Genomic DNA, 25,173 nt, shown 5'->3' on the forward strand with positions numbered 1-25,173 from the left:
ATCTTAATGCACCAAAGTGGGCCATTTTCAATGTGGAATGACAATTCATGGTTCCTGAGAATCTTACCCCATTTGCTTCCTTGACTCCTATTTTTTGGGTAATTTGTTGGTCCTTAACGATTAGCTAATTCCTTTCATCATGAAACACTCTCTGCTGTTATCATTTATTTGTTTTGCCTTAAGTGTAGACTTAGGTTTTTCCCAAAATAATAACTATGCCGATGCGCTCAAATCCTATGAATGGAGAGCAATTGGACCCGCCAACATGGGGGGCAGGGTAACCGATATTGATGGCATTCCAGGAGACCCTAGCACCTTTTATGTTTCCGGAGCGGATGGGGGAATCTTTAAGACCACTAATGGAGGGGTTGATTTCAATCCCATTTTTGAAGGGCAAAGGGCCTACTCGATTGGAGCGCTCACCCTTGCCCCTTCCGACCCCAATGTATTGTGGGTGGGTACGGGAGAAGGTGACCCTAGGAATAGTGTTGGGTATGGCTGGGGTGTATATCGCTCGGTAGATGCCGGTAAAAACTGGATCCATCTTGGTTTAAAGGAAACCGAGCGAATCAAACGAATTGTAGTGGACCCAACGAACCCTGATGTGGCCTGTGTATGTGCACTAGGCAAGGAATGGGGGCCTAATCCAGAGAGAGGTGTTTTCAAAACTACTGATGGAGGAAAAAGTTGGGAGAAAATATTGTATATCGATGAGGACACTGGCTGCGCGGATATTGCCATGGAAATGAGCAATCCGCGAATCATGTATGCGGGCATGTGGACCTTTAGAAGAAAACCTTGGCGTTTTGATGATGGAGGAAAAAACACAGCCATTTACCGTACTATGGACGGTGGCAAGACCTGGGAAAAAATTATGAATGGTCTCCCAAAAACACCTATGGCCCGCCCAGGCATCCACATTGCCAAAAGCCAGCCCAATATCATCTATTTGATGACCGAATTCCAAGGAGGGGGCACTGTCTTTCGGTCGGAAGATCGGGGGGACAATTGGGTCATGGTCAATGATGACCCCAACGTTAACTTTCGTCCCTTTTATTATAGTGATGTACGGGTAGACCCTAACAATCCAGATATTCTGTTTTCAATCTCCGGTAGGCTCAGCCGATCTGAAGATGGTGGCAAAACTTGGGAGCAAATCGCCAAAACAGTGCATGGTGACCACCAGGCCCTTTGGATAGACCCAGTAAATTCGAATCGCATTCTAAATGGTAGTGATGGTGGGTATCAAGTATCTTATGATGGTGGTGATAGTTGGGAAATTATCAATAATGTGGAGCTATCGCAGTTTTATCAAATCTTTATAGACAACAAAGACCCCTATAACATTTACGGAGGCCTACAAGATAATGGAACTTGGGTGGGGCCAAGTAATTCACTTTATACGGCAGGCATCTTAAAGAGACACTGGAAAGGGTTGGCCTATGGTGATGGTTACTATGCAGTGCCCATTCCGGGCAGCGAACACGAAGTGTACGCCAATTTACAAGGCGGGGTGATTTTTCACGTGGATTCCCGACACGGTAATGTGCGCAACATTCATCCTTATCCTAAAATTATCGGATCTGCAGGTGATGCAATTGAAGACCACAAATACCGATTCAACTGGGACTCCCCTATCCTGATCTCGCCCCATGACCCCAACACGGTGTATTTTGGCGGCAATGTAGTTTTTAAATCAACAGATCGGGGAAATTCATGGGAGGAGATCAGTGGTGACCTCACCACCAACGATAAATCCAAACAAAGAACATCGGGCGGTGAAATCTATCAGGACAATACAGCTGCTGAGTTCCACTGCTCTATTCTATACATTGACGAATCTCCGGTGGAAAAAGGTGTCATTTGGGTTGGAACGGATGATGGAAACATTCAGCTGACCCGAGATGGAGGGGCTACCTGGACAAATCTCAAAGACCGTATTAAAGGACTTCCAGCCTTTGCGTGGGTTGCCAAAATACATGCTTCCGAACACGATGCAGGAACAGCATTTGTGACCGTGGATCAACACAGAATGGATGACTTTAAACCTTACGCCTTTATGACCACAGACTATGGACGAACCTGGGCCAAAATTAGCGATGGCCTTCCACAAGATGACTATGTCAAAGTGGTGCGGCAAGACCCCATTAATCCCAACATAGTCTATGCAGGCATGGAGCATGGAATTTTCATGAGTTGGAACAAGGGTAAGTCTTGGAGTAAAATCAATAATAACTTACCCAATGTATCGGTCAGAGATCTTCGGATTCAAGGCAGAGATCGCGATTTAATTGTGGGTACCCACGGAAGAGGTGCCTGGATTTTGGATGATATCAGACCTATGCAGGAGATGGCGGATACCCAAGGAAAATCCACACATCTTTTTCCTGTTCGACAATCTACCCTGTGGCATCTTTTTTGGCGAATTGAAAACCTAGGTGATCGCCATTACAAAGCCAAAAACCCTGATTTTGGTGCCAATATCAATTACTATTTGGCTAAAGAAGAAAAAACAATGCCAGTGGTTGAAATTGCAGATGCAACGGGAAAGATTATCCGAACATTGACGGACTCAACGGCGACAGCCGGTGTAAACAGGATTGTATGGGATTTGGGGCATGAAGCCGCAATGAAGCTAGAAAACGACCCAGGTGAAGGCTTCTTCTCTGGACCAATTCATCCTTTGGTTGTTCCCGGCACCTACACAGCCCGGCTGAAGGTCAATGGAGTGGTATTGGAAACTCCTATAGAGGTTCGTCCGGATCCAAGGATAGAATTAGATGAAGCTTCGTATGAAGCTAAAACACAGGTTGCGCTTGAACTTCGGGAATTGTTATCCAAGACCCATACGTTGATCAACAACACTGACACCTACATGGCCCAACTAAAAGCGTTGAAGAAAAAACTGGAACAAAGCGACAGTAGTAATTCGGATAAGGCTCTATTTGATGGCATTGATGAAGCCATGAAAAATATTTCAGCATTAAAAGATGATATTTTAAAAAGACCGCCACCAGCCATGACATACAGGCAGCGACCAAGATTACGTGAGGAAGTCCGCTCTGTATTGAGAGCTGTTAATAGTGCTACGGCTGGACCCACCCAACCGCAACGTTCAAGGTTGGAGCAATTAAAAGGTGAAGTCAATACGGCACAAGCCACATTAAAGCGAATCATTGTCGAGGATATTCAAAAAATAAATGAACAGACGAAAGACATCCCTCAGGTAACTGTTGGCAAAAAATAAAAGGAAATATCCGGGCGCCGCTTTATAGTAATAGCTGCATCTAATCCAAAACGCTACGGTATTATCTATTAACGTAATTATTAAAAATGAGTATCCGCATACTTTTGGGACTTGTGTTTTTTTCCTGCCTTGGAATCCTTGGTTGTAAAAAAACCGACAAAGAAAATCCAAGCGCTCCTATCAAAACATACGCGTACGATGCTATTGAATATCCCACTGGGAACATTCAAATTGCAGATACCCTTAAAAAGGAATTTCTGAAGAATTTTTTTGCGCCATGGAGCATAACTCCTGAAAATTTATCTACTGAGTTAGATGCTTTACCTGGAAGGAAATTGTCCTATTTAGAAAATTATTTGAATGATGACGACTGGTACGGTGAAAACAAAAAGAAACACAAAAGATGGCAGCGGGAAGAAATTGTGGCAAATGTTAACGAGGTAGGTTTTCCCAACTTTCTCAAAAAGGGGATTACCATCTCGCATACCAATCTTAGGCGAATTCCATCCAACAAACCTGGATTCGATACATACTCAAAAGCTGGAGAGGGGTTCCCATTCGACTATTTTCAAGAAACAATGTTGTGGGCCAATACTCCCGTACTGATTGTGCACACTTCCATTGACAAGCAATGGAGCTATGTGGCAAGCCCTTATTACAAAGGTTGGGTTTCTATGCACGATTTGGCAATCGTTAACGAGGATTTTGTTACACAATGGGTCAATGGACCTTACTGTATGCCGCTATCAGATCAGGTTAATCTAAGTGATAAAGCATCCAACTTTGCCATAAACGCTAAAATGGGGATGGTTTTGCCCTATGAGGAAATCCCAGATAACCCGGACCAAATTTTGGTTTCCTATACCAATACCGATGCCTATCAAAATGCAAACATCTTAAAAGCCAAAGTGAACAAAACCGCTGTGGCATTAAATAACTATGAATTTAATGGACAGAGTGTGAATAAACTGGTCTCCAACTTTATTGGAAGACCTTATGGATGGGGAGGAAATCTGAAAAATAGAGATTGTTCATCCCTGATTCGTGATTTATTGGGCACGTACCGTATCTGGCTTCCAAGGGATTCCAAAGATCAAATTGAGATTGGCCATCCAGTCGATTTGCCGGATTCCACAGCAGAAAAACTAGCTTTTATTAAAGAGAATGGGATTCCCTTCTTGACCATTTTAAGAAAAAAGGGACACAATATGCTGTACGTTGGTATCAATCCAGATGGGGAACCTTTGATTCTTCATGCTATCTGGGGGCTTAAAACCTCCTATTCGAACGAACAGCTAGCCAATTTTGTTGAAAATTACCCTTTGGAGGGCATCCACCAAGATGAGGACGGAAAACTTAAGGGAAGACATCTCATCGGGGAAGCCGTCATAACTTCCGTCAACATTGGAGCTGATAACAATGATGTCACTATTCCCTTGATTGATGAGATTTACGCTATGACCAATATATTGGGAGACCCTACGAAATAGGGAAGTCGGGCTAAATGCTTAAAACTTCCCATTCATAAAATATAAAAAAGGCCCTTCCCACTGTTCCGAAAAGGCCTTTCAAGCTTTTTAATTTTGGGACAGCCTATTCTTTTAGTGTCTCAATTCTGGCGACCGCATTAAATGGCCCAGGAATCATATTGCCATCGGCATCAACTAGTTCCAGCGAAATGGTCACTTCACCCATAGGCAATCCTCTCACTACATGGGGAACCCATGAACAATACCAGCAGTGCAGAAAAGACTCTAGAAATAAACAAGTTACTTGTCAAGTAGCACTAATAGGGACATCAAAAACCCCTCCGAAGTCCACGAAAAGAGTGTACAGAAACCTAATGGTCCAGTTGGAATACAATGTTGAGGTTTGTATAGGCAAGCACCACTCATATCTCATTTCCAATATCAGGCAGTTCTTTGATATTGTATAACGCAGTTAGGGTTTCATCTGTTTATGGAAAATTTAAACAGACTGTTTGTCCGATAAATTTTGTGGTATAGACAATTTTCTTTTAGTTCGTTGAAAAGTTTCCTTGTGAGAAAAATTTTACCTATACTGTTGGCATTTGTTTTGGCTTCCTGTTCCTCAGATTCATCCGAAAGTAACACAGGTCCTGAAATTGACTTCAACGCATTTGACATGTCCATAGATTTGGACAGGACTGTTTTTGGCATTGATGAAAGAATAACTATAAATGCATCTTCCACTGAAACCTTGGGTACTGGATGCATTAAATCAACTTATTTCACTCAAGATGGATCGCAGAGTGGAGTATGTGTCAGTGGGGGCATTGGCAATGGTTTTCAAATAAATCTTAGTTTTCAGACTATAGGTACAAAAACCTTTATCGTTGAAGGACAGACATCTGATGGTAAAGTAAGCAGAATAGAAAGACAAATAGAGATTGATTCAACGACCAATTCTGTCAGAATATCAAAGGTTACTGTAAACAAGTACCCAAGTATGGGACTGGCACAGGACCCAGAGTTTTCTGATTCTGATTCTGAACGGCTTGCCGATTTAATTTTCCGTATTGAGAAAAGATATGTCGATATTACCGTTGGAGATGATGCTCCCAAATACCGCAATGCGGACCATTCAGAGTCTGCTGTAATAGAGAACGAAAACGGTTTTGAATGGAATTATGAAGGAAATGAGCTGCGCTTTAGCAGAGACAACGTATTACTTTTCCAATTGTATGACTTTGATGGAGGTCTTGACGTTGACCAAAATCTTGGTCATGTATTTGTAATATTTGGTGACTATGTCGAGGAACGACCTAGTCAGGTTAATATTGTTGAAGGGGGAGGCAGTATTGACATTACCATTGACCTTGAATGGAATTAACTGATTGTTGTTTTTCAATTCTAAAAGCCCCAAGTTATCGCTCGTCGTTTGTTTAATTTTCCATTACTAATCATTCTACTGTTTGCAGGGATTGGTTGTTCATCACATAAAAAAGCTAATAGGCTTGCATCCAAAATCCATTGTAATCGAACGATTTATTTTGTGTATGATGAAAGGAGCAACGATGTAGGATTTGAATACTCCGGGAAACATTGGGGCCAGTCAGATTATCCAGATTTTAAAGAGACTTTCAAAAAATCCATTGAGGATTTAGATAGGCACACTTCGATGGATTTGGTTTACTTGAATGGAAACATTTTGCCTACTGGTGACTTAACTGTAGCCAAAGTACGAATCAAGAAAATCCGTTGGCATTTTGGATTTTCCAGGATGATAATGGAAGTCGATTTATTATATGATGTTGAGGGCGTTACCGTGTCTATAACAGGCAAAAACAAAGTTCAAGTGGTCGCTACCAAGGAGGGCAATCTTTTCAAATCATTGAAGCATGGTCATTATTTGTTTTTATCCAATCTTTGTGAACGATAAATGGCCCAAAAATCCTGATTATATAAGTTCTTCGGGTAGCATAATCGAAGTCTTTCTTCACATCAATATGCGCGCACATCGTTTTGATTTTTGAATTCATGTTTGATTAATCATGATTTTTTCAAGCTCAGAAAAGGATTATTTTAATATGGCCATTGAATAACTAATTGTGCTAAAACAAATGATTCAGACAGATATGGTAAATGATTAACGAAAGGGTAGCGAAAATTGCCCTTTAAAGAAGTTATGGAAGACGATTTTTTTGATAGTCCTAAAACAATTTCCATAGATGAAATGTGCACCAAATTGTCCTTGAAATAGTGTATTTGGCACAATACATGTTGCTCTTTAATTCATGAGGTATGTCTGTCTTATATTCTGTTTGATGATGTTGGGCTGCCATGATGCCCAAGTCACCACTTTGGAGGAGATTATCCATCAAGAGAAACAGTTCTTCACCCCCAACTATCTCCAAAGCAATATGGAAGAAGGTTTCGAGGTGCTCAATTTAGATACCTATAATAATTATGGGGATTTGTTGGACGCTATGGAAACCTTATCCTGCGAGGAAAAAGGGATTGGGCTCAAGTTTGAACATGAAGGTATATCGTATCATACTACGGGGTTCGCCGAATGCCCAACAAGTTGGGTAATTGACTGCTACTTCAATCGGAACATGGTGATGGTAAAAAACGATTCCTTGCGCCATTTCACAAAAAAAAGGCATATAAGTGAGTTGCAGAATGAAATAATGGAATTTAATGATTATTCCGGATACCAAGGACTGCGTGGAAACAGAAGATTGAAGCCGTCATTGCTTTTTCTGTATGTGGAAGATAAATACCCTATTGCCAAGACAAAAGAAGTGCTTAAGGAAATCGTAACTCAGTTTGAAGGTATAAACAAGGAATTGGGACACCAAAAATATAGATATCACTTACAATTTGAAAGATTCTCAAATTTCGATATCCCGCCTCCGCCTCCGCCACCAGCCTTGGATGAATAGGTTTTGTTAGCACCATGTCTAAATGATCAGAGCAGAAGAAATAGTTGACAATAGGTTGACAGAATTAAAAAAACAAAAAACCTTAATCGTTGATATTTAACGATTAAGGTTTGCTCTTTTGTGCGGGTGAAGGGAGTCGAACCCCCACGCCTCGCGGCACTAGATCCTAAGTCTAGCGTGTCTACCAATTCCACCACACCCGCAAAAGGAGTGCAAATATAATCCAATTTTCTGATTACCAAATACACTCTTTTTAAAAACTTGTTTTTTGTACTTTTAGTACCCTTATAAAATGCTAAATGGAACAAATAAACAACTACATTGAAACCCATAAAGACCGCTTCATAGATGAATTGGTCGAACTACTTAAAATTCCTTCTATAAGCGCCGATACAGCTTTTTCACAAGATGTGCTGGAAACTGCCAAAATGGTGGAAAAATCGCTTGCAGATGCTGGTTGCGACAAGACCCAAATCTGCGAAACCAAAGGATATCCCGTGGTCTACGGTGAAAAAATAATTGACCCCAACCTACCTACGGTACTGGTATATGGTCATTATGATGTGCAACCACCAGACCCTATGAATCTATGGGATTCCCCGCCTTTTGAGCCTATCATCAAGGAAACCGAGTTGCACCCACATGGGGCCATCTTTGCGCGTGGTGCCTGTGATGACAAAGGCCAGTTCTTTATGCATGTGAAGGCAGTAGAATTCATGATCCAAAACAATACGCTTCCCTGTAATGTAAAATTCATGATTGAGGGCGAGGAAGAAGTCGGTAGCGATAGTTTGGCCGACTTCCTTATGGAAAATCAAGAGCTGTTGGAAAATGATATCATTCTCATTTCGGATACAGGGATTATTGGCAATGATGTACCTTCCATTACTACAGGACTTAGGGGATTAAGCTATGTAGAGGTTGAAGTGACTGGTCCCAACCGGGATTTGCACTCAGGAATCTATGGGGGAGCCGTTCCCAATCCCATTAATGTGCTTTCCAAAATGATTGCTTCCTTACATGACGAAAACAACCATATCACCATTCCGGGTTTCTATGATAAGGTGGAAATTCTTTCCGAAGCCGAGCGGTCGGAAATGGCCAAGGCACCTTTCGATTTAACGGAGTACAAGGAGGCTTTGGACATTGATGACGTATACGGTGAAACCGGGTATTCTACCTCAGAGCGCTACTCCATTCGCCCCACCTTGGATGTCAACGGTATATGGGGCGGGTACACTGGCGAAGGCGCCAAAACGGTTATTGCCAGCAAGGCATTTGCCAAAATTTCCATGCGGTTGGTGCCCCATCAAGATTGGAATGAAATCACGGAACTTTTTACCAAACATTTCCTCTCCATTGCACCTAAAGGAGTAAAGGTGAAGGTAACACCGCATCATGGCGGGCAAGGTTATGTTACACCCATTGACAGTGTTGGCTATAAAGCCGCTTCCTTGGCCATGGAAAAGACCTTCGGCAAAAAACCGGTGCCACAACGAACTGGAGGTAGTATTCCCATCGTGGCCTTGTTTGAGGAAGTACTGAAAAGCAAGACCATCCTTTTAGGATTTGGGTTGGATAGCGACGCTATTCATTCCCCCAACGAACACTTTGGAGTATGGAACTTTTTAAAGGGCATAGAGACCATTCCATACTTTTATAAGTACTACACCGAGCTTGCCAAATAAAATAAAGCCCTGATTTCAGGGCTTTTCTTGTAACAATTTGATAAAAACTGCGTTCTAATACCATTGTCAAGGAAATTCCAACCTATTAGGACCAAGAAGCATCAACCAACCTCTCTTCTTGGTTCTCAACAACATCCTTGGCTAAATTTTTATTATCAGAACCAAACGAACACTATCATGTTACAACGATTTTTTATTTTCTGTTCGGGTGCCGACACCCAAATTTTAGAAACCTGTTCCAATGGGGAACGGAACAAATATGTTGGGATTGGGGCAACCGTATTCTTTACCGCAGTCATGGCTTTTATTGCCAGTGGTTATGCGCTCTACACCGTTTTTGACAATATTTATACTGCCGTCTTCTTTGGGTTTATTTGGGGGTTATTGATTTTCAACCTGGACCGCTATATTGTCTCCACCATAAAGAAAAGGGACCACTTTAAAAGTGAATTACTACAAGCAGCGCCACGGATTGTCTTGGCCATCATCATTGCAGTGGTGATTTCCAAACCGCTTGAAATGAAAATCTTTGAGAAGGAAATCAATCAGGTGCTGTTGGAGGAAAAAAATGCCATGACCCTAGCCAACCAAGAGCAGATTGCCCTGCAATACACTCCTAAAGTTGATGCTATAAATCAGGAGATTTCCCATCTTAAAAATGAAATAGCAGCTAAAGAATCAGAAACCAATGCCTTGTACGATGTTTATATTTCTGAGGCAGAAGGCACCGCTGGCACTGGGCTTTTGGGAAAGGGACCGGTATACAAAGAAAAGCGGGAAAAACATGATGCCTATTTGGCTGAATTGAGGCAGCTCAAGGAAACCAACGGTCAAAAAATTCAGGCTCTTGAGGCCCAAATTATAGCATTGGGAACGGATTACCAGACAGCGGTCACTGATTCACAGCCCATTATTGATGGGTTTGATGGCCTTATGGCGCGCATCAATGCCTTAGGCAAACTTCCGTGGTTTCCTTCCTTTTTTATTTTTCTTTTGTTCCTAGCCATTGAAACAGCTCCAATCATTGCCAAGCTTTTGGCCCCCAAAGGCGAATACGACTATAAGTTTGAAGAACAGGAAAGTGTGGTGGCCACTTGGGTGACCCAAAAGGTGGCACAGCGTAAATTGCTAATGTCTACAGACGGAGCTGTGAACGAACAGGTCTATGCCGACATTAAAAATGAGCAAGAACTGTACCGGTACAAAAAAGAGAAAGCAGAGGAACTGCTTCGGTTACAGGCCGATTCTTTCCACAATGTGCAGATGAAAGGACTTTAAACTCCCCGAGGTCGGGTTCAGGAGTTAATCTATCTTTATTTTGGAATATGCGTTTAACGCAACAGCCAAGCTGTCCTTCCAATGAGGAATTTGCAAGTTAAAAGTGTTTTTGATTTTGGATTTATCCAACACACTAAATTTGGGGCGTTCGGCAGGGGTTGGAAATTCCTCGGAACGAATCGGTTTTAGGTCAACATCCAAATTATATAAATCAAAAATGGTCTTGGCAAAATCGTACCAACTGGACACTCCTTCATTACTATAATGGTAGACTCCGTAGTCTATGCTATGTGCATTGATGATATGTAGTACTACCTGTGCCAAATCCAAAGCATAAGTTGGGGTCCCAACCTGATCGTATATCACGGCAAGTTCGTCTCGTTCCGTTCCCAATCGCACCATAGTCTTCATGAAATTATGTCCAAACTCAGAATACAACCATGATGTCCGTATAATAAAATGCTCCTCCAAGTTACCCACAATGGCCCGTTCACCTTTATATTTGGTATCTCCATAAAAACCAATTGGGCGGGCTATGTCCTCCTCCAAATAAGGTGTATTTAAGAAGCCATCAAAAACAAAATCCGTAGAAATATGAATCAAGATGGTATTGCTCTCATTGCAATTCATAGCCAAGTTTCGAGCACCGGTTACATTCACCTGATATGCCAAATCATTTTCTGATTCAGCCTTATCTACATTAGTATAGGCCGCACAATTGATACAATAGGCATAGTTGGAAGCTACCAACACATTTCGTACAGCATCAAAATCAGTAATATCCAATTCCGAGGCAGATTTAAAGTCAAAATCCAATTCATTGGCAAGTCCCTTGGACTCTAAAGCTTTAAATGTACTACCCAATTGTCCGGAAGCGCCGGTCACCAATATTTTCATTCTAAAACGGTATTAATGGATTATTGCCTCGTTAAATGCGGGCAAAATTTTATCTTTTTCCGAAATAATCAAGTCCTCAGTATTCAAAATCCAGTCGATATTGAAGGTTGGGTCGTTATAAATTATTCCCCCTTCCGAAGCTGCATGGTAGAAATTATCGCATTTATAAAAGAACTTGGCGGTATCGCTCAAAGTTACAAAACCATGGGCACAGCCTCTTGGAATGAACATTTGATTTTTATTCTGTGAAGAAAGTAGAATGGATACCACTTTACCAAATGTCTTGGAGTTGGGCCTTATATCAACAGCCACATCCAATACCTCCCCTTCCAAAACCCTGACCAATTTGGCCTGGGCATGCACGCCTTTTTGAAAATGAAGTCCGCGAAGCACACCCTTCACAGAAAGGGACTCATTGTCCTGAACAAAATGGGGTTTAGCTCCTGTTAGGTGTTCAAATTTTTCTTGATTATAGCTTTCCATAAAGTAGCCCCTCTTATCTTCAAAGACTGTGGGCTCCAATATAAAGCATCCTTCTATTTCAGTTTGTTGTACTTGCATGAGTTAGGTTAAAACTTCCAACAATCTGGTGCTGTAACCACTTTTCAAAAACGGCTCCGTTAATTTTTTAAACTGACTTTTGGTGATGAATCCCATTTTATAGGCCGAAGATTCTATTGCCCCAATTTTAAGTCCCTGTCTTTCTTCAATCACTTGCACAAACTGTGAAGCTTGCATCAATGATTGAAAGGTTCCGGTATCTAACCAAGCCGTTCCTCGATCCATAATACTCACTTTGAGTTTACCTCGATTCAAATACTCGCGATTAACATCGGTAATTTCCAATTCGCCTCTTTTACTGGGTTGAATGTTTTTGGCAATTTCAACTACCTCGTTATCATAAAAGTAAATTCCGGGTACTGCATAACTCGATTTTGGATGTGTCGGTTTTTCTTCGATGGAAATGGCATTGCCTTCTTCATCAAACTCCACCACCCCATACCGCTCAGGGTCATTTACGTGGTAGGCATATATTATCCCACCATCTGGATCATTGTTAGATTGTAAAAGATCTTCCAATCCCGTCCCATAAAAAATATTGTCACCCAAAATCAGGGCCACCTTATCATCACCTATGAATTTTTCACCAATGATAAAGGCTTCAGCCAAGCCGTTGGGCTCATCTTGCACCGCATACTCAAACCGGCAACCATACTTTCTCCCGTCACCCAACAAACGTTGGAACATCGGTAAATCATGCGGAGTGGATATAATCAAGATTTCCCATATCCCAGACTCAATTAAGGTAGATAAGGGGTAATAAATCATAGGTTTATCGTATACAGGCATCAATTGTTTGCTTACTGCCAACGTAATGGGATGTAAACGTGTCCCAGAACCTCCTGCTAAAATAATTCCTTTCATTGCTTTTAGGGTTTAAAGTACTTGCCTCCTACTCAGGCCAGACTTTTTGTTTCGTTTTCAATAAACTTGTTCAAATACCAATCGATGGTTTTTTCTATTCCACTTTCAAAGTTCTCATCGGCCCTCCAACCTAGGTGGTTTTCAATTTTAGCGGCATCGATGGCATATCTAAAATCATGTCCCGCCCTGTCTTTGACATAGGTAATCAGGTCCTTGTATGAAGTCTTTTCTTTTTTCGGGAGCTTTTGATCCAGAATCTCACACACCTTTTGGGCGATATATAAATTGTTTCGTTCATTTCTACCACCAATGTTGTAAGTCTCACCAGAAACACCCTTGTCAAATACCAAGGCTATCCCTTTACAGTGATCCAACACATATAGCCAATCCCTAATATTGGAACCGTCTCCATATATGGGGATAGAGTCCCCTGATAAGGCTTTTCTTATAATGGTAGGAATCAGTTTTTCATCATGTTGTTTTGGCCCATAATTGTTGGAACAGTTTGTAGTCACAACGTTCATACCATAGGTATGGTGGTAACTTCGCACAATAAAATCCGACGAAGCTTTGGAGGCACTGTAGGGACTGTTAGGTGCGTAAGGAGTAGTTTCCATAAACAAACCCTCCTTGCCCAATGTACCATAGACCTCATCCGTAGAAACGTGATGAAATCTGGAATTTTTATAGGCTTCCTTGTACACTCCCGGGCCAACCATCCAATGCCGCTTAGCTACATCCAAAAGCGTAAATGTTCCCATAATATTGGTTTGCATAAAAGCATCTGGATTGGCTATGGAGTTATCCACATGTGATTCAGCTGCAAAGTGTATAACGCCTTGAATATCATATTTTTCAAATAGTTGTTCTATAAGTTTTCGGTCGCAAATGTCACCTTCTACAAAGGTGTACCGCTCATGATTTTCCACTTCTTTGAGGTTGCTTAAGTCGCCAGCATAGGTAAGCGCATCAATGTTCACTAAATGAACATCTGCATTTGCTTCCAAAAAAAAGGGGATAAAGTTGGAACCGATAAATCCCGCTCCTCCGGTTACCAATATATGTGTCATATTTTGCTATTATTTCTTAGTATGTAAATATAATCCTACTTTAATTAGGTGGTCAATTTATGTTGTGAACGGCTGGTTTTTGTTGGTAGAATCGGTTAATATAGACTTTAAGGTAGCACAAAACAATTTATTCAACCTTTTCACCTTTTATCGAAAGATATTCCTGAACAAACCTAAAATCTTTTTCCTACTTTCGCAAAAGGTCTTTTAGTCTTAAATGGTACACCAAGTTACGGAAAAACCTTATATCCTTGCGGTTGATGACGAACAACTTAATTTAGAGTTGTTACGATTTATCCTGGAACGAAATAATTACGAATATCAAGGAACAAGTGACGATGATTACTTCTTTGAGTTATTGGAAGATCGCAAACCTGATTTAATCCTTTTGGATGTAATTATGCCACGGATCGAAGGTTTTGAGCTGTGCCAGAAGATCAAGGAATTCAAGCAATATCGGGATATTCCCATTATTTTTCTTACCGGAAAGGTAAATGTAAAGGATAAGGTGAAAGGGTTTGAAGTTGGTGGGGTGGATTACGTTACCAAACCTTTTAATGAACAGGAACTCGTTGCCCGAATTCATACCCATGTTGCGTTGGTTCGCGCCAAAAATCAGATTGAGGAGCAAGCTCAAAACTTAAAGCAGTCCAATGACCTCAAAGACAGAATGTTTTCCATTATTGGGCACGACCTGCGGTCCCCCTTAAGTGCTGCCAAGCTTAAAATGGACTTCATTATGAGGGGCATTATTGACCCAAAGGACGATAAATTCCTGGACGAAACGGTTTTTGATCTTTTAAAGACCATGGACGAGGCGCTTAACCTGCTCCAAAACCTTCTGGGTTGGGCCAAATCTGAAAGTGATCAGATTCAAATGATTCCGGAGAAGCTTAATCTAACCGATTTGGTGGAGCAAACTTTTAGGTTGCTCAAGTTGGGAAGTGACCATAAGAGAATAGAGATGCAGAACAATGTTCCAGAAGGGGCATTGGCCTTTGCCGATAACAATATGATCAAAACGGTGCTGCGGAACATCGTTTCCAACGCCATTAAATTTACCCCGGTGGAGGGCATGATCAAAATCAATGGCAAACTAAAAAAAGATAGGCTTGTCATCGAAATTGAGGATAACGGCAATGGTATTCCAAAAGAAGACATCAAAAAAATATTGAATCCCAATGAGCATTTCAGCAAGTTGGGAACCGAAAAGGAACCCGGTACCGGCTTGGGACTTATCCTTTGTCAAAATTTTATGGAACGAAACGGTGGGGCGCTAAAAATCCGAAGTGAGGTAGGTAAAGGAAGTACCTTTTATTTTGACCTTCCCCTTTATTCCGACAAGGATTAGACGGCGGCTTCTGTTTGTACACCTCTTTTTGCGCGTTCCCATTTTACCGACTGATTCCCCTTAAGATATCTTCCAAATCCAAGAAATACAGAAAGGTTCATGATAAAAAAGTAATAGGGTATAAACAAAACCTTCAAGCGTATCTGCCTGTTTTCCAAAAACCAACCCAACAAAGCTGCTGCATAAAAAAGCACTTGTCCCCAAAAAAGTACACTAAACAACCCAAGGTCAAATAGTCCCTCGTTCTTTGCCAAAACAAAATTCATTGGGATAATAAGCAGCAATAATAAAGGTGTCAGGGTCCAGCGTAGCACACGATGCGAGATATACTGAAAAGACAGAGTTCCATATCTGAAGACATTAAGAAGTGCCCGCAGTCTTACTACCGATTGTATACCTCCCGCCGATATTCTAACTTTTCGCTTCAGTTCTTCCTTCACATTGGCAGATGCTGTTTCTATGGCATACGCCTCTGGGTTATATTGAATGGTATAACCAGACATGGCCACACGAAGAGAAATCATAAAATCATCCAAGAGGGTATCTTTTTCCACCTCTTGCCATAGTTCGGTCCGAATGGCAAAGAGTTCTCCCGCAGCTCCAACCACAGAATACAATTCTGCATCCCACTTTTTAAGTTGGGACTCATATTTCCAGTACATTCCCTCTCCTGCTCCAGCAGCGTTGTCGGCATCCTTGGCATAAATTCTTTTTTCTCCCGAAACACAGCCTACTTTAGGGTTGCGGAACAAGCGTACAATTTCTTTGATGGAATCTTTGCCCAAATCCGTATTTGCATCTGAAAAAATAACGATAGGAGTATCAACAAATTCCATTCCGCGGTTCATGGCCGCTATCTTGCCGGCCCGTTCGTTTCGGTGATAAACTTCAACACCCTCATACTTGCGCAATAGTTCAGGTGTGCCGTCATCCGATCCGTCGGTCACCCAAATTTGGGTCACTTTTTTCTGGGGATAATTCAAACTTTTCGAATTCTTGACCTTCCGGTCTAAGAAATCTTTTTCGTTAAAAGCGGAGACAAACAAGGTGACCTCTGGTTCATAATTTTCATTCCCTTTAAATTGCTTTGCCAATCCAAGAGTTCTTCTCAACTTAATGATTAGGAACAACAAGATTCCATATCCCAGATAGGAGTAGAAAATGATAAAAAGTGAGACCCAAAAAATTATTTCCAAAGCTTCCATATTCAAAATCTTTATATCTTTTAAACTAAACTGTCACTAGACCTTTTTTAGCGACTTTCTCCCATTCGCCTGTGCCATGGTTGTAAGTTTTAACCACTCTCGCCGGATTACCAACTGCTACGGAGTAAGGGGGAATATCCTTGGTCACCACACTGCCTCCAGCAATAATGCAATGCTTGCCAATGGTTACCCCGGCCACGACCACGGTATTGGCACCAATCCAGGTTTCCTCTTCCACAACAATGGTTGCAGTGGACACTCCCTGGGCATGTATGGGCTGAGTGACATCTTCATAATTATGGTTGAGTCCGGACAGCACAATGTTCTGCGCCAATCTCACATCGTTTTCTATAATGACAGGACCTATAATGGTATTGCCAAGACCAATGCGGGTTCTATCCCCAATCTTAACTGGCCCCACACCATTGTTGATGGTTGAAAAGTCCTCTATGGTAGAGTTGGACCCCAGTTCGAAACCATTCCAAGGCAGTACATCCATCCGGGTCCTACGGCAGATCGTTGCCCCTTTTCCTTTTTTGCGATAGAAGGGATTGACAAACCAACGCACCCAAAGTCTTGGCCTAGCTTGATTTTTTGGAACCAATAACCAATGGACAAACCTTTTTATTTTTTCGTTGTTTTTGATGTTATCTTTTAGTCCCATGATCTTTCTTTTTAAGCAGATTTTTTAATGGCTTCATAGATGGCCCTTACATTGTTTTCCCAAGTATGGCTCTTCGCAAACGCAATACGATTTTGCTGTCTTTCCAAGGAATTCTCGGCCAGCGCCTTTTCAGTCAATTGGATGTATTCGTCCTTTGAGCTTCCCAAATACACATAGTCTTTGAACATTTCCATGGCCTTGGTTCTCGTGGCCAGGGTTGGCTTACCCATGGCGAGATATTCGTCTATTTTTCTTGGGTAGTTTCCAATGGTCCAATCATTGACCACCTGAGGGTTCATGGCCACATCAAAACCTTTGACATAAGCGGGCAATTGTGATCCATCCTTGCTTCCCAGAAAGAATACGTTTTCCATTTGGTGCAACGCTGACTTTTGGAAATCATCATCTTCCGGACCTACCAAAACAATGCTCCACTCCTTTTTTGTTTTGGCCAAATGCTCCAATAAATCTATATCCAACCGCATACTGGTCAAATAGCCTACATATCCAATGATCGGACCTGGAATCCCATTGAATTCTTCTGGAATTTCAATGGTGTCATTTTCATCATTAAATAGGGAAACATCGCAACCTTGGCCCACCATATAACTGTTGTGATTATACTTGGAACCATACTCGGCATATAGTGTGGAGTTGTTTACCACTGTGTCCGCTTTTTTGATTACCTGGGGCTCTATCCGTTCCCCATGCCTTCTCCAATAGGGCACTTTAATCAAATAGTCGCGCATGTAATACGTGTAACTTTTTGGATTCAAGAATTCCTTGAGGTGAAGACCCAAGAACATGGAACTATCATTGAACAGCAATACATCTTTGAAATTGAGCTGCTTCATGGCCTCAAGAATATCATTGCTGAAAATTCGGGCATTTCTTTTGTTCAAAATTTTAAAAAGACCGTGGGAAGGAATCCAATTAATGGATTCGGTCATGGATTTTGGGTATAGATTCCAAAGGTTCTCTTGTATGGGTACCAATCCAGTGTCCTCCCCATTCCGAATGCGGAGTCTTTTCTGGACCTTTTCTGAATTTTTATCCCGGCGCAATGTAGCCCTGTCCAAAGGCGGATTCACATAAAGCACCCGGTTATGGCGGGAAAATTCCGTAGCAATGTTTTTACAATTACTCCCAATTTCAATATCCCATGCCTGGATACCCACTACAATTATATCTTGACCTGTAATCATGCTAGTTCTTTTTTAGTTCGTCATAGACATCCTCATACAGTTCGAGCACATTTTTCGCCATAGCATCCCATGAGAAATCCTTGGCTCTTTCAATTCCTTTTTCCGATAACAGTTTTGCGAATATTTTATCCTCTACCAATCTTCGCATGGCTTCAGTGATTTCGATTGGTTTAGCAGGGTCAACCATTAGGGCTGTATCCTCTCCGGCCACCTCTGGCATGGAAGAGGTATTCGAGGTGATTACAGGCACACCGCAAGCCATTCCCTCCAAAATTGGGATGCCAAAACTCTCCCGCAGGGAGGGATATAGGAAAATAGTTGCCTGATTAATGATTGCCGGTAGGTCTGTATTGGGCACGTAACCCGTTAAATGGATCAGTTCTCGAATTTCCGTACAATCGATACTATCCAATAGTCGCAATAACTCCAACTCATCATAATCCAACATAACCAAATGAAATTGCTTCGGATATATTCTGTTGAAATCGGCAAAGGCTTTCAAAACCCCTTTGGTATTCTTCTTGGGGTCTGTGTTCCCCAAAAAGAAAAAGAAATTGTCCGGTAAGTCATACTGCGTCTTTATTTTCGCCAATCTCACAGGATTGGCCACCTTTTTAAAATGAGAGCCCACACCATTATAAATTGCCGTTAGTCTACCATCACTAAACCCAAAATGACTGTTTATCCGTTCCTTTTCATAATTGGATACGGTTATCACCTTTTTACTTTTTCGGATTACTGGAGGAACAAAATACCTTCGGTACATATTCCCTAATTTTTGATACCATGTACCTTCCTTTTTGAATAAACTGATACTTTCCAAATAGATAATATCATGCAAAGTGGTAATTAAGGGTACGCGAGAAAACAAAGGACCGGTATTACTGGTACAGTGTAGTACATCGCATCCTTCCTTTCTGGCCGCTCTGGGTAAAACAAACTGTTCCCAACCTGGATAGCCCCATCTGGACTCCAATTCCACAATCTTGAAATTATCCGCCTTTGGAATACAGGTGTCATCAAAATCGGGTCTTACAAAGACCACATATTCATTTTTATAGTCAATTTTTTGGAGGCTTTTGATGAGCTCCAAAGCCACCATGTCCATACCGTGCTTTTTTTTCCTGAAAAGACGTTGTCCTTCTATTCCAATTTTCATGTTGTTATTATGGGGTGTTAACCGTACCGTGTTGTGTATGGATAAATTTTTTGTTTGCGCCTTTTAATCTAAAAAGGGAAAGAAACATGAGCATAAATGCCTTGGGTAAGGTCAAAATTGCACCCAAGGTCCTTGCACTGTAATATTTTCGGGGGATCGCAAAGGCAAAAGCCAATGCAACAAATCCGAAACAAGCATACCAAAAGAGACTAGGAACCCACAGTTGATTTTCCGGCAGGAATAGTTCGAAGCCCAGATAGCATAATGCAATAATGGTCACCAATCCAAGTAATAATACCCGTGGCGGGGATACCATTTGATATACCTTATCAAAAAAATCAATATTGCCCCTGGTAAAAAGTTCCTTTAGACCTGGCATGAAGTAGCGACCAAAGTAGACGAACTGAGCGGATAGCCAGCGCTTACGCTGGTTGGCGAACACTTCCGATTTTTGCACTTTTTCATCCAAAACCAAAGCATTGTCCAAGTATTCAATTTTAACCCTGTTTTTCAGTAGCTTCAGCTCCAATTCTTTATCAAAACCGCCCACCGCGTTTACTTTGGCCATGGTCTTTTTGAAAAAATGGTAATCGAACGCCATCCCAGAACCAATCAAAGCGGAGGACAAACCCAAAACGCGATGTCCTTTTCTAAAGATGTGATTGTTGATCTCCTCACTTATGGCATCTAATATTGCAAATGAAGTATTGGTATTCTTGGCCACTCTATGGCCTTGGACCACCTTATACCCTTGATTGAAGGATTCATTGACCTTTTCCAAAAAGCTCTCCTCCATGATGTTGTCCGCATCAAGAATAAGCGCTATATGGTAATCATCTCCGATTACCTCCATTGCTTTGTTCAAAGCCTTGGATTTTGTACTTTTTTCAAAAGAAACCTCAACTACCCTAATGGGCAATTTCTTTAAAACTTCTAAAGTTTCAGTTTTAAACGAGTCCGCAATGACCACAACTTCAAACATTTGGGACTGATATGTCTGTTTCAGTGCCTGCTTGGCCACATCCACAATGACATTGTCCTCTTTGTATCCAGGAATTAGTACGGCAAATTTTCGCTGGCGTGCCATGATCGACTCTCGTTGCCGCGCCCTAAAAAGTCCCGCTACGGAAAACACAAATACATAAATGGATGCAAATCCAAAGTAACCCAATACAAGAATTTCGAGACTGTTCAGTACAACTTTGACTACATCCATAACGCTCTTTTTATCCTTCTACCAATTCTTTGATCGACTTTTCTTGCAACAGATTGTTGAAGTACTCGATGGTCTTTCCAAGACCCTCGCGCAAATCAACCGATGGACTCCAATCCTGTAGTTTTTCTTTTGCCAATGAGATGTCCGGTTTGCGTTGCATAGGATCATCTGATGGCAACGGTAAATGAATAATTTTGGATTTGGTTCCAGTAAGATCAATTATATTTTGCGCCAACTCCAGCATGGTAAATTCTCCTGGGTTTCCGATGTTGATAGGACCAATGAAATCATCCTCCGTAGCCATCATTTTTATCATTCCATCCACCAAATCACTCACATACTGAAAACTTCGTGTTTGGGTTCCGTCACCGAAAATGGTGATGTCCTTACCTTGTAGTGCCTGCATGATAAAATTGGAAACCACCCGGCCGTCATCTGGCTCCATTCGAGGCCCGTAGGTATTGAATATCCGTACGATCTTCACCAATACGTCATTGGAGGTATGGTAGTTCACAAAGAGTGATTCTGCGCATCGTTTGCCCTCATCGTAACAGGAGCGAATTCCGATTGGGTTCACATGTCCCCAATAGCCTTCTGGCTGTGGGTGCAACTCCGGGTCACCATAGACCTCGCTAGTGGAAGCCTGTAGGATTTTGGCATTGATTCGTTTTGCCAATCCCAACATGTTTATGGCACCTAGAACAGAAGTTTTGATGGTCTTTATTGGGTTGTGCTGATAATGCACTGGAGACGCCGGACAGGCCAGGTTATAAATTTCATCCACCTCCAAGAAATAGGGAAGGGTTACATCATGGCGAATCACCTCAAAATATGGATTGCCCAATAGATGAACAATCTTACTTTTTCTTCCCGTGAAATAGTTGTCCATGCTTATGACCTCATTTCCTTCGTTCAAAAGTCTCTCACATAAATGGGAACCCACAAATCCTGCTCCCCCTGTTACCAATATTCGTTTCATCTTGTTTAATTAAATTTTAACGGTTTCTTCCTTGGTGCTCAACACAGCATCCCTACCAATACTGTAATAGGTAAACCCGAGTTCTTCCATTTCCTCAGGGTCGTATATGTTCCTGCCATCAAAAATGGACTTGTTGATCATCAGCTTTTCCAATATTCTGAAGTTGGGCATCCTAAATTCTGACCACTCCGTTACCACGATCAAAGCATCTGCGTCAATAATGGCATCGTACTCATCCTTGGCATATTCTATCTTATCGCCCAAGATGCGTTCCGCTTCTTCCATGGCTACTGGATCATAGGCACGAATATTGGCTCCAAGGGCCTTTAATTCATCTATAATGACAAGCGATGGAGCTTCCCTCATATCATCTGTTTTGGGCTTAAAGGCCAGTCCCCAAAGTCCAAATTGCTTGCCCTTGAGGTTCTTTCCAAAATGGTTCTTGATTTTCTCCACTAAGACTGATTTTTGCCTGTAGTTCACACTTTCCACAGCTTTCAAAACCTCTAGGGAGTGTCCGTATTCATCTGCTGTACGTACCAAAGCCTGCACATCTTTGGGGAAACAGCTACCACCATATCCCGTACCGGGGTAGATGAACTTGTTCCCTATTCTGGAGTCTGATCCGATTCCTTTACGCACCAAATCCACATTGGCACCCACCAATTCACAAAGGTTGGCGATATCGTTCATAAAACTGATTTTGGTCGCCAACATGGAATTAGCTGCATATTTTGTCATCTCCGAAGAGAAAATATCCATGAATAGAAGTGGATGACCGTTCATTAGGAAGGGTTTGTACAAACGCTTCATGACTTTTTCGGCCCGCTTACTTTCCACACCAACCACAATTCGATCGGGTTTTAAGAAATCGTCCACGGCACTCCCTTCCTTCAAAAACTCTGGGTTGGAAGCCACATCGAAAGGAATACGAACATCTCTTTTAGCTAACTCCTCCTCTACTGCAGATTTCACCTTAAATGAAGTTCCCACAGGAACCGTACTCTTGGTAATGATTACTTTGTAATCTTCCATATGCTGTCCTATTTCCCGGGCCACACCAAGAACATACTTCAAATCCGCGCTTCCATCCTCATCTGGAGGTGTACCCACGGCAATGAAAATGGCATCACTATTTTTGATTCCCTTTTCCAAACTTGTGGTGAAGGAAATTCGTCCTTTGTCCATATTGCGTTCCAGAAGCACATCCAGGCCTGGTTCGTAAATGGGGATTTCCCCATTTCGCAACTTTTCCACTTTTTTCTCATCAATGTCCACACAGACCACGTTTATCCCGGTTTCTGCGAAACAGGTACCTGTTACCAAGCCTACGTAACCTGTACCAATTACTGTTATATTCATAATTTGAAGTGTATTTAAGGTTTGTTCTATTTTAATTTTTTGATTTATCGTATGTACCAGTCCAAATCTTGGGTGCCGCCCGAATTTGCCCAGTTGACAAACTTGGGATACTCAATGGTTATCGGAACTGATTCTTGGGGAGCCACAAAATCATCAAAGATGTTCAAGGCCCATGGCAAGTTTCTATCTGTCTTGTAAAAACGATCCAAACTTGGATCACTATCGTCATCTGATGTCCCCAGTGAAGCGGCCTTACTTGTTGGCGTGTAATCCGGTAGATGAATTTCATTGGAACGGGTACCATTGGAAATTAAAAAGGGATTGAAAGGCACCAAGCCCAAATTCTCATAACTCATGGGAGTGTTAAAATCGATTCCCAATTCAATAGTTTCACCTTCCATGGCAATTGTATTTCCTGCCACAAAAATGACTGTCTCGTCCGCAGCGGTTCCTGACTCCGTGCCGTTGGAGTTTAAGTTGATGTAATCGGCATTGATAACCTGACCTTGTACATCGTCTACCAGAGCTGGATCAATGGGGAAAGCCAAGGCAAAACCATTATGGAGCGCACCTCCAATATTATCAATGACAAAGGTTCCCTCTATCCTAGTTATTAAGTTTGAAGCGTTGGTAATCAAGTTATAATCATAGGTTACCACCAAATCATTAAAGTCGTAATCTCCCTGACTGGGCCACAAATCTTCGAAGGCCAATGCCCCGGATAAGTTGGCTGTTGGTGAGAAGTTGTTGAAGGCCTTGTTGACGTCAAACGGGAATTCGTCGAGCTCATCATTCACACCGTCACCATCCTCGTCATTCGCTGGAATCAAGGCCACCACATTTGTAAGTTCTATGGATTCCACAGGATTGGCCCTAGCGTAAAACACTGCATCATTGAAATCATCGTCGGACCCCTGGTCCCTTCTCAAATCTTCGAAGGCCAGAAAATTGATTTCCCGCGCACTATCATACAATTGCACAACGTGCGTATTCAGACTTGAGTTTTCTGGGTTAAAGCTGGGTTCCGAGTAGTAAACACCCCTACCATCTCCAACACCGGAACCTGTCCAGCCGTTGGCCACAACAAACCATGAGATGACGGTGTTCGGGGGAAATCTTCCCAAATACACACGATCTCCGGGCACCAATCCTCCAGATGAACCCACCATGGATACGTTAGGAAAAATAATGTTGTGGGCTGCGATATCGTCCACCGTTGCAGGATCGCTTCCCAATGGGTAAGAATAGTACCCCAATGCATTTCTATAGCCTGCGCCTTCGGAAACAAAGGTGACCCACACATCGGCCAAATCGGTAAGAATCATACTGCTTTCGCTAGAGTTGTCCAGGAATTGCGGATTGGCTATGGGCACCCTGCTCCTTTCCGGTAGTGAGGCATTTATATCATCCAGGAGATTTTGTTGGATTACATCCGGTAATTCCAACTCAGTGGGTACTCCCTGGCCGTCAAATCCCGTCACATAAGTGTAATCAACCTTTGCCGTAGTGCTTGATCTACCCTTCCTAGCTTTAGGACTAATATCTTTTTTGCTCGCTGTTGTTCTTTCATATAGTGGCCTATAATCATAGGTGATTTGATCACTCTGAACGGCCAGCCTAATATCCTTGGTCAATCCGATATAATCGGAATATAACAAGACACTATCTGCTTGCGCCTGAATAGCGAACCGTTGCTCGAAATGACCATTGGAATCAAACATTGCCCTCCCAAAAGGAATACTATCTTGGTTCCCAGTTTTACTGTAAAGTGAAAAAACGGCCTTGCTCAAAAAAGCTGGAACATCCAGGGTGACCTGAATTTCTTGACTAGTTGCGTAATTAAAACTTGCTGACACGTTGAGGGCTCCCAAGGGGCCATCATCGTCCATTGAAACGGGGTCGTCCTGTGGGGGGTCCAAATCTTTCTCGCTAACACATCCGACTATTGCAAATGATATGGTGAACAAGAAAATAACTTTTAACTTTTCAAACATTATAGTAGGCTTCATAATATTTGTA

The 25,173-nt window shown here is 42.0% G+C and carries 20 protein-coding genes and 1 tRNA gene; 8 read left to right on the top strand and 13 right to left on the bottom strand.

Going from position 1 to position 25,173, the window contains the following annotated elements; all coding sequences use genetic code 11:
- Window positions 1-139: 139 nt before the first annotated feature.
- From BUC10_RS10430 to BUC10_RS10450, 5 genes are all read left to right on the top strand, one after another.
- Window positions 140-3,247, top strand: coding sequence for a WD40/YVTN/BNR-like repeat-containing protein (locus BUC10_RS10430; protein WP_073179263.1), 3,108 nt, complete (start codon window positions 140-142; stop codon window positions 3,245-3,247).
- Between the two features lie 86 nt (window positions 3,248-3,333).
- The gene (locus BUC10_RS10435; RefSeq protein ID WP_073179265.1) at window positions 3,334-4,737 is read left to right on the top strand and encodes an SH3 domain-containing C40 family peptidase; all 1,404 of its coding nucleotides are present in this window, start codon (window positions 3,334-3,336) and stop codon (window positions 4,735-4,737) included.
- 550 nt (window positions 4,738-5,287) lie between these two features.
- Window positions 5,288-6,100, top strand: a complete 813-nt coding sequence (locus BUC10_RS10440; protein ID WP_131819064.1) for a hypothetical protein — start codon at window positions 5,288-5,290, stop codon at window positions 6,098-6,100.
- A 162-nt stretch (window positions 6,101-6,262) separates the two neighbouring features.
- A complete protein-coding gene (locus BUC10_RS10445; RefSeq protein WP_073179271.1) occupies window positions 6,263-6,649 on the top strand; it encodes a hypothetical protein in 387 nt (128 codons plus the stop codon).
- A 355-nt stretch (window positions 6,650-7,004) separates the two neighbouring features.
- A complete protein-coding gene (locus BUC10_RS10450) occupies window positions 7,005-7,655 on the top strand; it encodes a hypothetical protein (protein ID WP_131819065.1) in 651 nt (216 codons plus the stop codon).
- 121 nt (window positions 7,656-7,776) lie between these two features.
- Here BUC10_RS10450 and BUC10_RS10455 read toward each other — a convergent pair.
- Window positions 7,777-7,858: transfer RNA gene (locus tag BUC10_RS10455), tRNA-Leu, on the bottom strand.
- A gap of 96 nt (window positions 7,859-7,954) precedes the next feature.
- On the opposite strand from BUC10_RS10455, the gene BUC10_RS10460 reads away from it, so the two are divergent.
- Window positions 7,955-9,343, top strand: coding sequence for a dipeptidase (locus BUC10_RS10460; protein ID WP_073179275.1), 1,389 nt, complete (start codon window positions 7,955-7,957; stop codon window positions 9,341-9,343).
- A 177-nt stretch (window positions 9,344-9,520) separates the two neighbouring features.
- Entirely contained in the window at window positions 9,521-10,621 is a 1,101-nt protein-coding gene (locus BUC10_RS10465; protein ID WP_073179276.1) for a DUF4407 domain-containing protein, read from the top strand.
- A gap of 24 nt (window positions 10,622-10,645) precedes the next feature.
- Here BUC10_RS10465 and rfbD read toward each other — a convergent pair whose 3' ends face one another.
- Genes rfbD through rfbB form a run of 4 tightly spaced genes read right to left on the bottom strand, consistent with a single transcriptional unit; the run spans window position 10,646 to window position 14,013 of the window.
- Window positions 10,646-11,518: a dTDP-4-dehydrorhamnose reductase gene (rfbD, locus tag BUC10_RS10470; protein ID WP_073179278.1), complete on the bottom strand. Its 873-nt coding sequence runs from the start codon at window positions 11,516-11,518 to the stop codon at window positions 10,646-10,648.
- Between the two features lie 12 nt (window positions 11,519-11,530).
- Complete coding sequence (rfbC, locus tag BUC10_RS10475; protein ID WP_073179280.1) at window positions 11,531-12,079, bottom strand: dTDP-4-dehydrorhamnose 3,5-epimerase; 549 nt, start codon at window positions 12,077-12,079, stop codon at window positions 11,531-11,533.
- Between the two features lie 3 nt (window positions 12,080-12,082).
- On the bottom strand, window positions 12,083-12,943 hold the full coding sequence (gene rfbA / locus BUC10_RS10480; protein WP_073179283.1) for a glucose-1-phosphate thymidylyltransferase RfbA: 861 nt from the start codon (window positions 12,941-12,943) through the stop codon (window positions 12,083-12,085).
- Between the two features lie 32 nt (window positions 12,944-12,975).
- Window positions 12,976-14,013, bottom strand: a complete 1,038-nt coding sequence (rfbB, locus tag BUC10_RS10485) for a dTDP-glucose 4,6-dehydratase (RefSeq protein ID WP_073179285.1) — start codon at window positions 14,011-14,013, stop codon at window positions 12,976-12,978.
- Between the two features lie 217 nt (window positions 14,014-14,230).
- On the opposite strand from rfbB, the gene BUC10_RS10490 reads away from it, so the two are divergent.
- Window positions 14,231-15,364, top strand: coding sequence for a hybrid sensor histidine kinase/response regulator (locus BUC10_RS10490; protein ID WP_073179287.1), 1,134 nt, complete (start codon window positions 14,231-14,233; stop codon window positions 15,362-15,364).
- Here the strand turns inward: BUC10_RS10490 and BUC10_RS10495 are convergent.
- From BUC10_RS10495 to BUC10_RS10530, 8 genes are read right to left on the bottom strand one after another with little or no spacing between them, the layout of a single operon-like run.
- Window positions 15,361-16,569 carry a glycosyltransferase family 2 protein gene (locus BUC10_RS10495; protein WP_073179289.1) on the bottom strand — a complete coding sequence of 403 codons (1,209 nt, stop codon included), beginning with the start codon at window positions 16,567-16,569 and terminating at the stop codon, window positions 15,361-15,363. The two genes, BUC10_RS10490 and BUC10_RS10495, sit on opposite strands and share 4 nt — an antisense overlap.
- A gap of 25 nt (window positions 16,570-16,594) precedes the next feature.
- Window positions 16,595-17,233, bottom strand: coding sequence for an acyltransferase (locus BUC10_RS10500; protein WP_073179291.1), 639 nt, complete (start codon window positions 17,231-17,233; stop codon window positions 16,595-16,597).
- Between the two features lie 11 nt (window positions 17,234-17,244).
- Window positions 17,245-18,438, bottom strand: a complete 1,194-nt coding sequence (locus BUC10_RS10505; RefSeq protein ID WP_073179293.1) for a glycosyltransferase — start codon at window positions 18,436-18,438, stop codon at window positions 17,245-17,247.
- Between the two features lies 1 nt (window position 18,439).
- The gene (locus BUC10_RS10510) at window positions 18,440-19,597 is read right to left on the bottom strand and encodes a glycosyltransferase family 4 protein (RefSeq protein WP_073179295.1); all 1,158 of its coding nucleotides are present in this window, start codon (window positions 19,595-19,597) and stop codon (window positions 18,440-18,442) included.
- A gap of 7 nt (window positions 19,598-19,604) precedes the next feature.
- Window positions 19,605-20,813, bottom strand: a complete 1,209-nt coding sequence (locus BUC10_RS10515) for a glycosyltransferase family 2 protein (protein ID WP_222843722.1) — start codon at window positions 20,811-20,813, stop codon at window positions 19,605-19,607.
- Window positions 20,814-20,823: 10 nt separating this feature from the next.
- Window positions 20,824-21,792, bottom strand: a complete 969-nt coding sequence (locus BUC10_RS10520) for a UDP-glucuronic acid decarboxylase family protein (protein ID WP_073179297.1) — start codon at window positions 21,790-21,792, stop codon at window positions 20,824-20,826.
- Window positions 21,793-21,801: 9 nt separating this feature from the next.
- On the bottom strand, window positions 21,802-23,154 hold the full coding sequence (locus BUC10_RS10525) for a UDP-glucose dehydrogenase family protein (protein WP_073179300.1): 1,353 nt from the start codon (window positions 23,152-23,154) through the stop codon (window positions 21,802-21,804).
- A gap of 44 nt (window positions 23,155-23,198) precedes the next feature.
- Window positions 23,199-25,121, bottom strand: coding sequence for an LruC domain-containing protein (locus BUC10_RS10530; RefSeq protein ID WP_165614885.1), 1,923 nt, complete (start codon window positions 25,119-25,121; stop codon window positions 23,199-23,201).
- Window positions 25,122-25,173: the final 52 nt, after the last annotated feature.

Origin of the sequence: Flagellimonas flava (assembly GCF_900129665.1) — a bacterium.
Lineage (GTDB): Bacteria > Bacteroidota > Bacteroidia > Flavobacteriales > Flavobacteriaceae > Flagellimonas > Flagellimonas flava.